11 protein-coding genes and 1 tRNA gene are annotated in these 15,851 nt (G+C 73.5%); 4 read left to right on the forward strand and 8 right to left on the reverse strand.

All coding sequences use genetic code 11. The features are described from left to right. Positions 1–349 precede the first annotated feature (349 nt). The 3 genes from ACZ7DY_RS14060 to ACZ7DY_RS14070 all read left to right on the forward strand — a co-directional run bounded on the left by ACZ7DY_RS14060 (position 350) and on the right by ACZ7DY_RS14070 (position 4,679). Positions 350–1,102 carry a VOC family protein gene (locus tag ACZ7DY_RS14060; RefSeq protein ID WP_471134253.1) on the forward strand — a complete coding sequence of 251 codons (753 nt, stop codon included), beginning with the start codon at positions 350–352 and terminating at the stop codon, positions 1,100–1,102. Positions 1,103–3,628: 2,526 nt separating this feature from the next. After that, positions 3,629–3,700 (forward strand) — tRNA-Cys (locus ACZ7DY_RS14065). 112 nt (positions 3,701–3,812) lie between these two features. Next, positions 3,813–4,679 (forward strand): hypothetical protein, encoded by an 867-nt coding sequence (locus ACZ7DY_RS14070; protein ID WP_471134256.1) that lies wholly within the window; start codon positions 3,813–3,815, stop codon positions 4,677–4,679. Between the two features lie 48 nt (positions 4,680–4,727). Here ACZ7DY_RS14070 and ACZ7DY_RS14075 read toward each other — a convergent pair whose 3' ends face one another. From ACZ7DY_RS14075 to ACZ7DY_RS14105, 7 genes are all read right to left on the reverse strand, one after another. Further along, positions 4,728–5,270, reverse strand: coding sequence for an AAA family ATPase (locus tag ACZ7DY_RS14075; RefSeq protein WP_471134259.1), 543 nt, complete (start codon positions 5,268–5,270; stop codon positions 4,728–4,730). Positions 5,271–5,299: 29 nt separating this feature from the next. Further along, positions 5,300–7,618, reverse strand: coding sequence for a xanthine dehydrogenase family protein molybdopterin-binding subunit (locus tag ACZ7DY_RS14080; RefSeq protein ID WP_471134261.1), 2,319 nt, complete (start codon positions 7,616–7,618; stop codon positions 5,300–5,302). Beyond that, a complete protein-coding gene (locus tag ACZ7DY_RS14085; RefSeq protein ID WP_471134263.1) occupies positions 7,615–9,612 on the reverse strand; it encodes a (2Fe-2S)-binding protein in 1,998 nt (665 codons plus the stop codon). Before ACZ7DY_RS14085 ends, ACZ7DY_RS14080 begins: the two co-directional genes overlap by 4 nt. Next, positions 9,609–10,514 (reverse strand): FAD binding domain-containing protein, encoded by a 906-nt coding sequence (locus tag ACZ7DY_RS14090; protein WP_471134266.1) that lies wholly within the window; start codon positions 10,512–10,514, stop codon positions 9,609–9,611. Before ACZ7DY_RS14090 ends, ACZ7DY_RS14085 begins: the two co-directional genes overlap by 4 nt. A gap of 296 nt (positions 10,515–10,810) precedes the next feature. Further along, positions 10,811–12,457: a beta-N-acetylhexosaminidase gene (locus ACZ7DY_RS14095; protein WP_471134269.1), complete on the reverse strand. Its 1,647-nt coding sequence runs from the start codon at positions 12,455–12,457 to the stop codon at positions 10,811–10,813. A 98-nt stretch (positions 12,458–12,555) separates the two neighbouring features. Then, on the reverse strand, positions 12,556–12,864 hold the full coding sequence (locus ACZ7DY_RS14100; protein ID WP_471134271.1) for a DUF3039 domain-containing protein: 309 nt from the start codon (positions 12,862–12,864) through the stop codon (positions 12,556–12,558). Positions 12,865–12,879: 15 nt separating this feature from the next. Beyond that, on the reverse strand, positions 12,880–14,112 hold the full coding sequence (locus tag ACZ7DY_RS14105; RefSeq protein WP_471134273.1) for an MFS transporter: 1,233 nt from the start codon (positions 14,110–14,112) through the stop codon (positions 12,880–12,882). Between the two features lie 113 nt (positions 14,113–14,225). On the opposite strand from ACZ7DY_RS14105, the gene ACZ7DY_RS14110 reads away from it, so the two are divergent. Next, positions 14,226–15,155 (forward strand): LysR family transcriptional regulator, encoded by a 930-nt coding sequence (locus ACZ7DY_RS14110; RefSeq protein ID WP_471134276.1) that lies wholly within the window; start codon positions 14,226–14,228, stop codon positions 15,153–15,155. On the opposite strand, the gene ACZ7DY_RS14115 is transcribed toward ACZ7DY_RS14110, so the two are convergent. Further along, a complete protein-coding gene (locus tag ACZ7DY_RS14115) occupies positions 15,128–15,727 on the reverse strand; it encodes a YqgE/AlgH family protein (protein WP_471134278.1) in 600 nt (199 codons plus the stop codon). The two genes, ACZ7DY_RS14110 and ACZ7DY_RS14115, sit on opposite strands and share 28 nt — an antisense overlap. Between the last annotated feature and the right edge of the window lie 124 nt (positions 15,728–15,851).

Below are 15,851 nucleotides of genomic sequence, written 5' to 3' on the forward strand. Positions count from 1 at the left end.
GAACAGGGGTGGCGTTGTGCGTGTGTGTGGGGGGGGCACAGCACTGTAACTGCGGCCACTTGAAGGGCGGGAGGCGGCGCGCCCGTTGAGGGGCCACGGCGACCGGCCATCAGCTGACTGTTCAGCGTCCAGGTCGGACAGGGCACTCGCCAACTCAGCCGTGCGGGCACGGACTTCGGCGTACGAGTCGAGCACACCGGCAGGCGTCTAGCCGGCCAGCATCCGGAACTGGCTAGCCCGCCGAGCCAAGCCCTCCTCGGCCAGATCGGTCAGATCGGTCAGATCAGTCACCTCACGCATGCATCCCGACCGTGGCACGGCACAAGATCGCCGATCTAGGATTGGCGGCATGACGACGCGACTTGTTCAGATTCACCTGAAGGCCCGGGACGACGCCGCACTGGGCCGGTTCTGGGCGGAGGCGCTCGACTGGGGCGTGGACAGCGAAGGCCCCGGCGTCACCAACCTCGAACCCAAGGGCTTCGACTACCCGGACCCCACCGCCCTCTGCATCGACGTCGTCGCCGACCCCCAGCCCAAGACGGCGAAGAACCCCCTGCACATCGACCTCGCCACCACGTCCGCCGCGCATCAGGCGGAGCTGGTCACGCGCCTCCGCGACCTCGGGGCGACCCCCGCCGACGTGGGCCAGGGCGACACCCCGTGGCAGGTCCTGGCCGACCCGGAGGGCAACGAGTTCTGCGTGCTGGAGCCCCGCGAGATCTACCGGGACACCGGCCCGATGGCCGCCGTGGTGGTCGACTGCGCCGATCCCCGGGCGATGGCCCGGTTCTGGGGCGAGGCGATGGACTGGACCGTGCACGAGGTGTCTGACGACCACGCACGACTGCGGTCGGCCGCCGGCGTGGGACCGTACCTCGAATTCCTGCGGACGCCCGGAGTGAGGACCGAATGGGACCCGTCGGTAAGGCCCCGCATCCACCTGGACCTCCGCCCGTACCGCGGGGGCGATCACGAGGCGGAGGCGAGCCGATTGCGGGACCTCGGCGCCCGCGGCATCGACTTCGGCCAGGGCAACGCCCCGTGGTCATGCCTGGCGGACCCGGAGGGCAACGAATTCTGCATCCTCACCCCGGCCTGACACCCTCCCGGAGGGCGGGGATAGGGGGCTCCAGGCGTTGGGTACGGGTGCGGCCTGCCTCATCGTGAGTGGCGGTCAGGGCCGGGGCGGGGGGGGGAAGGCCCTGGACTTAGGCGGGCCGGTGTCGTTGACGGTGCCCGGGTGGGGCCGGCGGGTCTGGCTAGTGGGGTCATAGGCTTGCGGTGCCGGGTGCGGACCGGCTCATCGTGGCCGGGGGCCACGGTGCGAGCTCGGCCAGCCACGCGGCTTCGCTGCTCGGGCCATCACCTTGCATCGCCGGGCGCGGACCGGCCCCTCGTGGACGCGGCCACGGTGGGCGCTCGGTCAATCGCCCGGCCACGCTGCTCGGGCCATCACCTCTCGTCGCCGGGTACAGACCGGCCCCTCGTGGATGGACGCCACGGCCGAGGCGAGGGAAAGCGGCACCTTCGGCGGGCCGGGACCTTCGAAAGTCACCGGGGCCGCCCGGACATTGCCTGAGTGTGGCGGCTCCGGGCCGGAAGTAAAGGGCGCCCTGCGGGCGTCGGCTTCGCCGATTCCGCTGCGCTCCACCCTTGACTCCCGCCCCTCCACCGCAGCTTGACCTTCGACCCGGACGGCCAGAAATGAGGCGGCGGGCTTGGCTGGTCGGGTCATCAGCTTTCGCTGCCGGGTGCGGACCGGTCCATCGTGGGCCAAGGCCACGGTGCGAGCGCGGCCGACCAGGCGGCCTCGCCGCTCGGGCCATCACCTTTCTTCGCCGGGTGCGAATCGGCTCATCGTTGGCGGCTGCCACGGTGCGGGCTCGGCTAGCCGGGCGGCTTCGCTGCTCGGGCCATCACCATTCGTTGCCGGGTACCGACCGGCCCATCGTGAGTGACGGCCACGGTGCGGGCTCAGCCAGCCGGGCGGGGTGGCCTCGCAGGTCAGCGGCCCTGGCCAGTGGTGCTGGTGGCTGGGGTGGTGTGGGGTGAGGGTGTGAGCCGTGGTGTGTCCGCGAGGTCTCCCCCCGGCCCTCATTTCGGGCATTTGGATCTCGTGAGGGGTGGAGTGCAGGGAAGTCTCAGGGGGAGGGCCTGAGTGGTGGGGTGTCGGGGAGACTTTTCTGCGATGGGGCTCGGGAGTGGCTTTGCGGGTCTGGTCCAGCGCGCCCGCATGGCTTCCCGCGCGCGATGCCCGGAAGGCAGCCGCATCCCAGCATCGCAGCCGACCCGATACGCGCGCCGCTGACCGAGCCCGGGCCCGCACCCGCGGCGAGACCTCACGAGCTGAACACCGACCGGGGCTCGCCCACGACAGACCGGACCGCAGCCGGCACCGAATGGCGCACGACCCCGAGCGGCCACGCCATCCCGTGAGCCGCATCGCACTCGGCGACGAGAGCCGATGCCCCGGCACGCCAAGCCGCCCGGTCAACCGAGCCCGCACCGGGGCAGCTGCACACGATGAGCCGGTCCGCACCCGGCGATGAAAGGTGATGACCCGAGTGGCCAGGTCGGTCCGCTGGCCGAGCCCGCACCGTGGCCGCGTCCACGACGGGCGGTCTGCACCCGGCAATGAAAGCCGATGACTCCACCGGCGGGGCCGCGTGGCTAGCCGAGCCCGCACCGTGGCAGCGCCAATGGACCGGACCGGACCCGGCGACGCAAGGTAATGGGCCGAGCAGTGAAGCCGCGCCCGACTGACCGAGCACCTGACCCTGCCCCCCCCCCGCCCACGATGGACCGGTCCGCACCCGGCCACGAAGGCTGATGGCCCGAGCGGCGAAGCCGCCTGGTCGGCCGAGCTCGCGTCGTCGCGCGCGATGCGGCTGACCGCTCGGGCCATGCACCTTTCGGTGCCGGGTGCGGCCTGGCCTGTCGTGGGCGAGCCCGGGTCAGCGCTCAGGTTGTGGGGTCTCGGCGCCGGGTGCAGGGTCGGGGGCTCGGTCAGCGGGGTGCCTCGGGTCGATCGCGACACTGGGATCTTTCCTGCATCGCACGCTGGGCGCCGTCGCGGCGCGCTGGACCAGGTCCGCAAAGCCGCTCCCAGGCCCGATCGCAGGAAAGTCTCCCCCACACCCCACCAATCAGGGCCTCCCGCTGAGACTTTCCTGCACTCCGCTCCTCGCGAGACCCAAATGCCCGAAATGAGGGCCGGAGATGGCCCGTCAAGAAGCCCCATCCGTCACACCGCTCACCCCCACCACCGAAGCCCCCGGCTCGCCAAGCCGCGAGGCCGACGGACCCGACCGAGCCCTGGCCCTGGCCACCACCCACGATGGACCGGACCGCACCCGGCAACGAAAGCCGATGACCCGCCTCATCCCGCCCGCCGCCCCCTGGCCGTCCAGGCGAACGTCAAGCTTCGGTGCAGGGGTGGGAGTCCCCTTTACTGTCCGCCCGGAACCGCCCCCGGCGGGCCCGCCCCCCGTCGCCCGTCAGCCGGCGTCGGGCGTCGGGCCTCGGGCCTCCGTTAACGGCGTATGGCAGTTCCGTTGCGGTGGAGGGTGATCGCTTGAGGGTTTTGCGGGGGGTCGTTACGTTCGAGGGGTCAGGTCAAGTGCTTGGCCGTGTGCCCGAGTGGCTCAGGGGCTGGACTGCAAATCCAGTAACGCGGGTTCGAATCCCGCCACGGCCTCTCGTATTACCGAAGGGGTGGTCCTCACCGGACCACCCCTCTCGCGTACCCCCGCGTCAGTATGGTGAGTCCGCCGACGACACACGCGGAAGCCACGGGGGCGGGGGTGCCGGTGGAGGCTGGGGATTACATCGCGGCGGGCAGTGCCGTCGTCGCGGCGGGCGCCGCCTGTATCGCCTCCTGGCAGGTCCTCGTCGCCAGGCAGGCCTCCCTCGCAGCCGACCTCCAGGCCCGCGCCGCGCTCGCCCAAGTGGAGCTGATACGGGAGCAGTTCGCGCGCGAACGCGAGCGCCTCGACCAAGCCGACTGTCCCGTCTTCGTCGTCCGGGAGACCGACGTCCATCGCGGCAACGGCTCCCCCGACATCATCGCCGTCATCGAGCAGACCGGCGGCTCCCCCGTGGCCGAGGCCCGGGTCACCGTCCACCTGAACGACGAGCCCGCCGACCTCGTCGACGGCGACGACGACGGCGTACTCACCTGGCACCACACCGCCCCCGGCACCACCCGCACCCTGAAGATCCGCACCACGGAACAGCACCACGGCGAGCTGGAGATCCGCGTCGACCTCCTGTGCCGGGAAGCCGACGGTGGGCGGGAGTGGCCGTGCCGCGTGGTCGGGTACACCCGCGAGGGCTGGCGCAGGGACGACTGGACCGCCGGATACGTGCACCACTACAGCGAGTCGCGCGAGTCGCCGCGCCTCGGGTTGGGGGCGTACGTCGACCCTTCCCGTCGCGCCTCGCCTCCGGAGCAGCGCCGCCGCACCACGGTCGCCGCAGGCGCCGCGGTCGTCGCCACAGCCGCCGTGATCCCCGTCGTCCATCCCGAGGACATCGGCCTGCTGTCCGTGGTCCCGGTCGCCGTCTGGCCCTTCCCCTCGGAATCCGGCGACAGCCTCAGCCCCTCGGAGGACCCGGACGACTCGGGCAATTCGGAGGGCGAGAACGAAGACGAGGACGACCTCGGCCTTTGGTAACCCCGCCGAGCCCACCCAGCCCAGCCCACCCCCGCCGAGCTCACCCGCCTACCCCACCCGCGCCTCGTCCGCCCGTCCCAAGATCGCGTCCACCGTCGCCCCCACCGTCAGGTCCGAGCTGTCCAGCCAGAGGCCGAGTCGGGGCGTTTCCTCGCGCAGGATGCCGTCCAGGGTCTCGACCGTCCACGCCTCCCCGTAGCCGGTCTTGCCGCGTGCGGCCTCGCGGGAAGTGACCGCGGCGGGGCGCGGGGCGAGGACGATCACGTACAGGGGGCGCGTACGGACGAGGTCCACGTACGTCTTCAACTCCTCGCCCAGGATCACGTCCTGGACGATCGCCGTGAAGCCCGCTGCCGCGTACGCGTCGGCCGTCGACGCCGACAGGCCGTAGCGGAGCCGGAGTTGGGCCTCGCCCTCCCCCGTCGCACCGGGCTCGTACTCCACGCCACCCGAGACGATCATGCGGCGGAAGACATCGCCCCGCACGTGCGCGGCCTTCGGGAGCCGTTCGGCCAACGCCTGTGCCACCGTGGACTTGCCGGACGCCATGATGCCGGTGATCACGACCACCGACCCCGCCGGAACGTTCATCCCACCCCTCCAACTCGACCGAACACTGCTCACACAGCCACAGCCGCCTGCGGCCTGATCGGCAGGCGGTTGACCGGGCGGCCCGTCGCCGCGCGGACCGCCGACGCGATGGCCGCAGGCGAGGTCACGACCGGTACCGCGCTGGCCGCCTTCGCACCGAAGGGGGCCACGACGTCCCGCTCCTCCACCAGCTTCACGATGCGGATGTCGGGGGTGTCCAGGGCCGTCGGCAGCGCGTATCCGGTCAGGTCGGGGTGGCGGACGATGCCGCGCGGGGTGCGGAGGTTCTCCGTGAGCGCCGCGCCCACGCCCTGGGTGACGCCCGCCTCGATGCGGGCCCGCAGCTGGGCGGGGTTGAGGATGCGGCCCACGTCCTGGGCGACCGCGAGCTCGACCACCCGTACGGAACCGATCTCGATGTCGACGTCCACGACCGCGCGGATCGCGCAGAACGCCATGCCCACGAAGGCGTCGCCCTGCCCGGCCTCGTCGAGCGGCTCGGTCGGGTGGGGGCGGCACTGGGCCGTGGCCCACAGTTCCTTGCCCTCCAGGGCCTCGGTGACGGTCGTGGAGAGCACGCCGTCGTACGAGGTGATCTTGCCGTCCGTGATCTGGAGCAGCTCCGTCGACATGCCGAACTTGTGGGCCAGCGGCTGGAGGAGCTGCGTGCGGACCATCTTCGCGGCCCGCTCCACCGCGCCGCCCGACACCCAGGTGTGCCGGCCTCGGCAGCTCGGGCCCGCCGGCGGCTGGTCCGTGTCGACGGGGGCGACCCGCACGTCGTCGATGCCGAGCGTCTCCTGGACGATCTGGCGGGCCAGCGTGGTGAAGCCCTGGCCGGTCTCGACGGCCGCGCAGATCACCGTCGCCGTGCCGCCGTGGACCTTCACCGTGGCGGTGGAGACCTCGTCGGTGCCCTCGGCGCCGAGGAGCTGGACCATGCCGAGGCCGTAGCCGACGCCCCGGCGCACCGCCGCAGGGTCGCCCGCGCCCTCCGGGCCGCCGGGCAGCAGCCACTCGTCCTCGGGGGTGTCCTTGGGCAGCTCGGGCAGCGGGAAGTCCCGTACGGCGGCAAGCAGTTCGGCCACCGGGGCCGGGCAGGTCACCGTCTGGCCGGTGGGCAGGATGTCGCCGGTCGCCATGGCGTTGCGCAGCCGCAGCTCGGCCGGGTCGACGCCCAGCTTCTTCGCGATCTTGTCCATCTGCGCCTCGTACGCGGCGCACACCTGAAGGGCGCCCTCGCCCCGGACGTGCCCGGACGGGGGGTTGTTGGTACGGACCGCCCAGCCCTCGATGAAGGCGTTCGGCACGACGTACGGGCCGCAGGCGAAGGAGACGGCGGCGGCCAGCGCCTCCGACGACGTGTCCGCGTACGCGCCCGCGTCGAGCAGGATCTGCGCCTCCACCTTGACCAACCGCCCCTCGGCGTCGGCGTGGTGGCGGTAGCGCAGGAGCGTGGGGTGGCGGTGGGCGTGGCCGAGGAAGGACTCCTCGCGGGTCGCGGTGAGCTTCACGGGGCAGCCGGTGCGCAACGCGAGCAGCCCGAGCGGGAGTTGGAAGCTCGCGTCCTCGCGGTCGGCGGTCGCGCCGGGCACACCCGTGACGACGACCTTCACGTGTTCGGGGGCGATGCCGAAGCAGGCGGCGGCCCGGTCGCGGTCGGCGTGCGGGTCGGTGGAGGCGATGTACAGCTCCACGCCACCGTCCGGGCGCGGCACCGCGAGGCCGGCCTCCGCGCCGATCGGCGCCGGGTCCTGGCGGCCGATGCGGTACAGGCCCTCGACGACGACCTCGCCCGCCGCCTCCGGGTCGCCGTGCCGCAGCGGGATGTGACGGATCAAGTTGCCGTCGGGATGCAGCGGTTCGGCCTCGAAGGCCTTCTCCGGGTCGGTTACCGGTTCGAGCAGTTCGTACTCGACGATGACGGCGGCGGCCGCCATCCGCGCGGTGTCGGGGTGGTCGGCGGCGACGGCCGCGATGGGCTCGCCGTGGTGGCGTACGACGTCGGAGGCGAAGACCGGCCGGTCGGCCGTCCGCCGGCCGTGCAGCGATTCACCCGGGACGTCCTCGTGGGTGACGACCGCGTGGACGCCCGGCATCTCGCGCGCGTGGCTGGTGTCGATGGAGACGATGCGGGCGTGGGCGTGCGGGGAGCGCAGCACCGCCGCCCACAACAGGCCCTCGGCCCACAGGTCGGACGCGTAGGGGAAGGTGCCCTCGGTCTTCACCCGGGCCTGCGCGGACGGCAGCGACGAACCGATGCCGTGCGGCGGCTGCGCCTGCGCCTGCGACTGCCCGGACCCCTGCTCGGCGGCGGGCGTGGTCCCGGTGGTGGCTTCGGTGCTCACGCGTGGCCTCCGTCCTGGCCGTAGGGGCCGTGCGGTCCGTGTGCTTCGGGTCCGGGCGCGTCGTACGGGTGGGGCGCGTCGTACGCGCCGCCGGGCGCTTCGCCGTACGTCCCGTCGTGCGCGCTCTCGTGGACGCCCCCGGCACCGGGCCCGGCCTGGTGCGGGATGCGGGCGGTGTCCGAGTACTCGGGCTCGTGCCCGTGCCCGTGTTCGTTCCGGGCGGCGGGCTCGGTGGCGGCCGCGGTCGCCTCGCGCTCGGCGACCACCTCGCGCACGGCGTCGAGCACACCGCGGTATCCGGAGCAGCGGCAGAGGTTGCCGCAGAGCGCGCGGCGGGTCTCCAGGTCGCTGGGGGCGGGGTTGCCCTCAAGGAGGTCGTGCACGGTCATGGCCATGCCCGGTACACAGAAACCGCACTGCACCGCGCCGCACGCGGCGAGCGCCCGCTGCACGTCGGAGGGTCTGCCGTCGACGGCCAGGCCTTCGACGGTGCGGACCTCGCTGCCCGCGGTCGTGGCGGCCGGGACGAGGCAGGAGGCGACGAGGCGGCCGTCCACCTGGACGTTGCAGGCCCCGCACTCCCCCTGCGAACAGCCGTCCTTGGCCCCCGCGAGCCCGAGCCGCTCGCGCAGCACGTAGAGCAGGGACTCGCCGATCCAGGCGCCGGTCACGGGACGGTCGGTGCCGTTCACACGCAGGACGTACGAGACGAGCGGGTGGTCGTCCTGGAGGGGGACCGGAGCGGCACCTGGCTCGGCGGCCTCGGCAACCTCAGCGGCTTCGACGCCCTCGGCGCCCTCCGCCACTTCGGCGCCCTCGGCGACCGGGGCGGTTTCGGCACCCTCGGCGACCGCGGCGGCTTCGGCAGGTTCGACGGGATCGGCGGTTTCGGCGGGTTCGACGGAATCGACAGGCTCGACGACGTCAGCAGCTTCCGCCGCGTCCGCCGCGTCCTCAGCCTCCCCCGACTCCCCCAGCTCCCCCGATTCCTCCGGCTCCTGCGTCGATGCGTCCGCTTCGTCCGGCTCATCGGCAGGTACGACGCCGGCCTCGTGCAGATCGACGACCTCGGCCTGCACCTCAGGCACCTCAGGCGCCCCATGCACCCCAGATACCTCAGGCACGTCGACCACCTCGACGTGGGCCGGTTCGACCGGCTCCGCGGCGGCCGGCTCCTGCGAGGGCAGCCGGATCGCGCGCAGCAACTGCGTCTTCTCGAAGCGGTTTTCCGGCTCCTCGGGGCGCTCCGCCCCGATGGTCTCCTGCAAGGCCTCCTGAGCCTGCGCCCCCCAGGGCGCACCGGCCCCCACCCCCGTCGCCCACGGCGCGGGCGCGCCGCCCGGCAGGGTCGCGGGAGGCGTGCCGCCCCACTGGGTGGCCAGGGACGAGGCCGTGAACTCGCCGGACTCGTCCGGCAGGTCACCGTCGGCGACCGGGATGGACCACTGTCCGGTGACGTCGGAGGCGGGGGTGGGGGGAGCCGCGGGTTCCTGCCCGTACTGCTGGTGCCCGTAGTTCTCGCCGTACTCCTGTCCAAATCCCTGACCCTGCGCCTGGGCATGCCCAGGTACGGACGCGTGCCCGGGCCCGTGCCCGTACGGCTCCTGCGGCGCGGCTTCCGTCTCGTCGAAGGTCCACTGGCCGGTCGCCCGGGGGTCGTACCCCGGCCCCGGAACCGACGGCTGCGGCTGCGGCTGCGGCTGCGGCTCCTGTGCCGTCGCCGCCTCGGGCCAGCGCACCGCGTGCCCGCCGGTGGCCGCGCCCGTCATCTCGGGCGGCATGACCCAGGTGCCCGTGGCCGCCGGGTCGGTGGCGTCGGCGGTGGTGGGGGTGACCGTTATCTGCGGCGGGACGTAGCCGTGGCCGGGTGCGGCGAGCGGGGCGTCCAGCATGCCCTCGGGGAGCTGGACGAACGCCGTGGCGTCGGAGTCGTACTCGCCCTGCGGGTGCGGCTGCCAGCCGCCGCCGTTGTGGGTGTTCTGGTCGTCGCTCACGACAGCGCCCTCCCCAGTGCTCGTCGGGCCAGCGCGGCGACGGTGCGCCGCAGGTGCAGTACGGCGGGCGACAGCGGCTGTTCGGTGCCGTCGGCCGCCGGGGGCTGGTCCGGGATGCAGGCGGCGGCGACGTACTCGCCGAAGGCGGTGACCGCCTCGGGGACGAGGCTGCCCCGCTCGCCGTCCCAGTCGATCAGGGACGCCACCCACTCCTCGGCCTCGAGGGGCCGCAGCGGCATCGGCGCGATCGCGCCGACCGCGCAGCGCACGCCGCGCCGCGCGGGGTCGAGGACCAGCGCGACGGAGGCCGTGGCGCGGCCGGGGCCGGTGCGTCCGGTCGCCTTGAGGAAGACCTGGGGGGCGTGCAGGAGCGGTACGCGCACGAAGCCGATGAGTTCGCCGGGGCGGAGCATCTCCATGCCGGCGAGGAGGTGCGGGACGGGGATCTCGCGGCGGGATCCGCCGGGGCCCGCGACGATCAGGACGGCTTCGAGGGCGGCGAGGACGGGCAGCGCGTCGCCGGTCGGCGCGGCCGAGGCGATGTTGCCGCCGAGGGTGCCCGCGTTGCGGATCTGGGGCGGTCCCGCGGCGCGCGCGGCGGCGGCCAGGGCGGGGATGAGCGCGGCGAAGTCGGGGCGGCCCATGCGGGCGTGGGTGAGTCCGGCGCCGAGCAGGGCGTGGCCGTCCTGGTACTGCCAGCCGCGGATCTCGCTGATGCGGCCGAGGCCGACGAGGGCGGCGGGGCGCAGTTGTCCCGAATTGACCGAGGTCATGAGGTCGGTGCCGCCGGCGACGGGCACGGCGGCGGGCATGGCGGTGAGTGCCGCCACGGCCTCGTCCAGCGTGGCGGGCAGCTTCACCGACTGCGGTGTCTGTGCCGCCTGCGGTGCGTGCGTGGTCAAAACCGGCTGCCCCTTCCCGATGCCCGGCCGCGTACTCCACGTACGACGTGTATGTGAAGTGCTCGCCGTTTCGCGACGTCTCACCGTTACGCCTGTTCCGCCGTACGGTACGTGCTCACAACCCGGACGTGGCAACTCTGGCACATCTTCCCCGGCCCCCGACGCGGGGGTCCGCTAGGAGGCATTCGTCCCTGGTACGGGGGGATGTGCCGGTTTGACGGGCCCTCTCCGGGTGGGGTGAATTACCCCCACGCTCCCGGCGCGGGCCGCCGGGAGCGCGTTGCCGGGGGGCCGTCTCACACGTTCGGGGGCGCCCCCTCGATCGGGCGTCCGAGGCTGCTGTTCGACATTCCTTCGGGGGCCGGTCGCTGCTGTCGCGGCAGAGGACCGCTCGGCGGACGGTAGTCGACGCCGAGGGCGTCAAGTCGCGGGTAGTGCGTGGCCATTCGGCGCTCGAACTCCGTGAAGTCCCGCTTGGCCGGCGCAGGCAGCCTGCGCCAGGCCACCTCGCAGAAGGCGGCGAGGCGCGGGAACACCTGGTAGTCGACGCGCCCTTGGTGCTCCATCACCTCGGTCCAGACGTTGGCCTGGGTGCCGAGGACGTGGGCGGCCTCCTCTTCGGTGAGTTCAGCGGGTACGGGTTCGAAGCGGTAGACGTCCTCCAGGGTGCGGATGAACCCGATGGGCATCGGCTCGTCGGGGCCGCCGTGCTGCCGGTGGTCGAAGTACACGTGCTGTTCGGGGCACATGACGACGTCGTGGCCGGCTCGGGCCGCGGCGACGCCGCCCCGGTAGCCGCGCCAGGACGCCACGGTCGCGCCCTCGGCGAGGCCGCCCTCAAGGATCTCGTCCCAGCCGATGAGGCGCCGGCCGCGGGCGGTGAGCCATCGGTCGAAGTGCCGGATGAACCAGCTCTGGAGGCCGTCCTCGCCCTCGACGTCCAGCTCCTTGATGCGGGCCTGCGCGGCGGCCGACGCCTTCCACTGGTCCTTGGGGCACTCGTCGCCGCCCACATGGATGAAGGTGGACGGGAAGAGGTCGAGGATCTCCTCGAAGACCCCTTCGTAGAAGCGGAGTACGTCGTCGGTGGGGGCCAGGACGTTCGGGCTGACGCCCCAGGTGTCCCAGACGGTGAGCGCCCCGGTGTCGATGACGTCGGTGTTGCCGAGGTGCGGGTAGGCGCTGATCGCGGCCTGCGAGTGGCCCGGGATGTCGATCTCGGGGACGACGGTGATGTGCAGGGAGTCGGCGTACGCGACGATCTCCCGGATGTCGTCCTGTGTGTAGTACCCGCCGTGCGGGCGCTCCTCCCACAGCGGTGAGGCGCGGTGGCCCCACTTGGAGCGGGCCCGCCACGAGCCGATCTCGGTGAGCCTGGGGTGGCGTCTGATCTCGACGCGCCAGCCCTGGTCGTCGGTGAGGTGGAAGTGGAAGACGTTGAGCTTGTGGGCGGCGAGCAGGTCGAGGTAGCGCAGGACGCCGTCCTTCGGCATGAAGTGCCGTGACACGTCGAGCATCATGCCGCGCCAGGCGAACCGGGGCGCGTCCTCGATGACGCCCGCGGGCACGGAGTGCTCGCCGCCGGGCCGCACTTGGGCGCGGCGGAAGGCGTCGGGGCCGAGGAGCTGGCGCAGGGTCTGGGCGCCCCAGAAGACGCCGGCGCCGGCGCCGCCGGTGAGGTCGACGCGGTCGCCGTCGATGGTGAGCCGGTACGCCTCGGGCTCCAGGGAGTCGTCGACGCGCAGCCGGAGGGAGTTGCGGGCGCCCTCGGGGCCGGGCGGGAGCGGCAGGCCGAGCGCGGCGCCGAGGGTGGCGCGCAGCCACCGCTCGGTGGTGGCGGTGCCGGGGCCGGCGTCGAGGGTGGTGGTGGCGTCGATGACGAAGGAGGAGCTCTGCGTGGCCTCGGCGCGTGCGGGCGCCGGGATGAGTTGCCCAAAGGTCATGGCGCCCAAGGCTGTCACGCGATTGCACAACGCAAAAGGGGCGTTGCGGCTGGCGCAACGCCCCTCGGGCGAAAGGGGTTCAGAAGGGACGGGAGGGGTTACTTCTTGCCGCCGCCCTTGCCGTCCTTGCCGCCCTTGTCCTTGTCGCCGCCGGCGCCCATGGACTCGTAGATCTCCTTGCACATGGGACAGACGGGGTACTTCTTCGGGTCGCGGCCGGGGACCCACACCTTGCCGCAGAGCGCGACGACGGGCGTGCCGTCGAGCGCGCTGGCCATGATCTTGTCCTTCTGGACATAGTGCGCATAGCGCTCGTGGTCGCCGTCACCGTGCGACACCTGCGGCGTCGGCTCTACGAGGGTCCCCGTACCTGCCCCGCGCTCGGGCTCGGGCTCAAGAGTGCTCATAAGGGCCAAGGGTACTCACGCCCGGCGCGTCCTGGCAGCGGCCGCGTCGGGAGACCCCTCGGAGGGTGCGGCGGCGGGTTCACGCGCCGCCCGCGCGCCTCGCGCCCCTCGCCCACCACGCGCCCCCAGCAGATGCAGCATGAGCCCCGCCCCCGCCACGGCGGCCGCCACCCACGGAAGTGTGCGCGGCGCGAGCCCGGCGGAGAGGGCGAGCCCGGCCGCGCCGGAGCCGACCGCGCTGCCGAGGTAGAGGGCGGAGTTGTTCAGGGCGAGGGCGACCGTCCCGCGCTCGGCGCGCAGGGCCAGCAGGCGGTGCTGCTGCGGGACTTGGAGCGCCCATCCGGCGGCGCCCCACAGGACGAGCGCGGGGAAGGCGGCGGCACCGAGCGGCGGCAGCGCGGCGACGGCGAGGATCAGCGCCGCCATCAGCCCGCCGACGAGGGCGACGGCCCTGCCCGTACGGTCCACGAGCGGTCCGGCGAGGACGCTGCCGATGACCCCGCCGATGCCCCACGCCCAGAGGTAGGGGGCGAGGTCGCCCTCCCCCACGCCGCCCGCCGAGGCGAGCACGGGGGCGAGGTAGGTGTACAGGCCGAGGCTGGCGATCGCGCCGAGGAAGGAGACGCCGACGACGGGCACGACACCGCGGTCGGTGAGCGCGGCGAGCCTGGCCCGCGCGGGGACCGGCGGATCGGCGGGGACGGGCGGCAGCCACAGGGTGAGCCCGGTCAGGGCGAGCGCGCCGAGTCCGGTCACGCCCCACATCGTGGCGCGCCACCCGGCGTGTTCGGCGAGCAGGACGCCCAGCGGCACCCCGAGGACCGTGCCGGAGCTCATTCCGCCCATCACCAGGGCGAGGGCGCGGCCGCGGCGCTCGCCCGGCACGAGCGCGGCGGCCGCCGCGGTGGAGAGCGCGGAGTAGACGCCTGCGCCGGCTCCCGCGACGGCGCGGGCGACGAGCAGGACCGCGAGTCCGGGGGCGAGCGCGGTGAGGGCGTTGCCGAGCGTGAAGACGCCGAGGGCGCCGATGATCAGCGCGCGGGGGCGTACGCCGGATGCCATTCCGGCGACGAGGGGCGCGCTGATGGCGTAGGCGAGGGTGAAGACGGTGACCATCTGGCCGGCGAGCGACACCGTGGTGCCCAGATCGCCGGCGACGACCGGCAGCAGTCCGGCCATCACATAGGCATCGAGCCCCAATGTGAAGGCTCCCAGCATCAGCAGCCACACCTTGCGCACGCCACTCATCTCCCTCGTACGTCCTGCTCGGCACCCGGTCCGGCCCGGCCGGGGAGAGGAAACGTAGGCAGCCTCCGTATCGCGGGGGAAATGCCGGTGACGGCCATTTATGCTCGGGCGGCATGGATCACGTACGCGCGGCACCCCCACCGGAAGCGACACCTCCCCCGCAAGCGGCACCGCTCCTGGAAAACGTCGAGCTGCGGCACCTGCGGGGCTTCCTCGCCGTCGCCGACGAGCTGAGCTTCACGCACGCCGCCGACCGGCTCCGGATCGGCCAGCCCGCGCTCACCCGCACCGTGCGCGCCCTCGAAGAAGCCGTCGGCGCGCGGCTCCTGGAGCGCACCACGCGCCGCGTCGTCCTCACCGACGCGGGCCACCGGCTGCGCGAGGACCTCGCCCCGCTGCTGGCCCGCCTGGACGCCACCCTGCGCGCCACCCGCGCCGAGCCGCCCCTGCTCCGGCTCGGCTTCACCGCGGTGCTGCCCGAGGCCTGCGTCGCCCTGAGCGCCGCCTTCAAGGCCGCGACGGGCGCGGGCGTCCGCCTGGTGCGCCGCGACACCCCGCTCGCCGGCCTGACCTCGGGCGCGTGCGACGTGGCGGTCGTACGGGGGGAGATCCCGCCCGGCGCCGGGGTGCGCTCACGGACGCTGCTGCACGAGCCGCGCGTGGCCGTCGTCGCCCGGGGCGCGGCGGAGCTGGCCGGCCGCCGGGTGGTGGACTGGGCGGAACTCGCCGACCTGCCGCTGGTCGTGAACACCGTCACCGGCACGACCCGCCCCGACCTGTGGCCCGCGCCCCGCCGCCCCCGGCTCGCCTGCACGGCCGACAACTTCGACGAGTGGCTGGAGGCGGTCGCGGCGGGGCACGGCGTGGGCGTGGTGCCCGAACCGGTGGCCCGCAGGCACTCCCATCCGGCGCTGCGCCGCGTACGCCTGAAGAACGCGCCGCCCGTCGCCGTGCGGCTCGCGGTGCCGGCCAGGGACGCCCATCCGCTGGCCGAGCGGTTCCTGCGCGGCGCCGATCAGTTCAGCGACGGATCGTCCGGATAGGTGGCGACCATCGCCAGCTCGCTGCGCTGACGCCTGAGGACCGCGCGCCACAGCCGCTCCGGGTCCGGGGACGAGACGTCGCCGGGCTCGGACTCGACCACGTACCAGGCGCCGTCCACCAGCTCGTCCTCCAGCTGGCCCGGGCCCCAGCCCGAGTACCCGGCGAAGATGCGCAGGGAGCCGAGGGCCGAGGCGAGCAGCTCCGGCGGGGCCTCCAGGTCGACCAGGCCGATCGCGCCGTGCACGCGCCGGAAGCCGACGGGGTCCTCCCGCACGGCCCGCACCCGGGCTCCGGCGGGCGCGCCCTCGTCACCGGGGATCACCGCGATCCCGAGCGCCGAGTCAAGGGAGACGGGCCCGCCCTGGAAGACGACGCCGGGCGCGCCGGTCAGCTCTCCCCAGCCCTCCAGGATGTCGGCCACGTCCACCGGGGTCGGGCGGTTCAGGACCACGCCGAGCGAGCCCTCCTCGTCGTGGTCGAGGAGGAGCACCACCGCACGGTCGAAGTTCGGGTCCGCCAGGGCCGGTGTGGCCACGAGCAGCCGCCCTGTGAGCGAGGACACCTCGGTCATGGACCACATGATCCCGCATCTTCGCCCCGCGCGGGGAGCCAATGGGCATACCGGAGTGAACGCAGCTCAGGGGCGGAAGGGGCAGGTGGAGCGCCCGTCGCGGGCAGTGACCTGGAGTGTCCGG

The sequence above is a fragment of the Streptomyces sp. NPDC037013 genome, assembly GCF_055607265.1.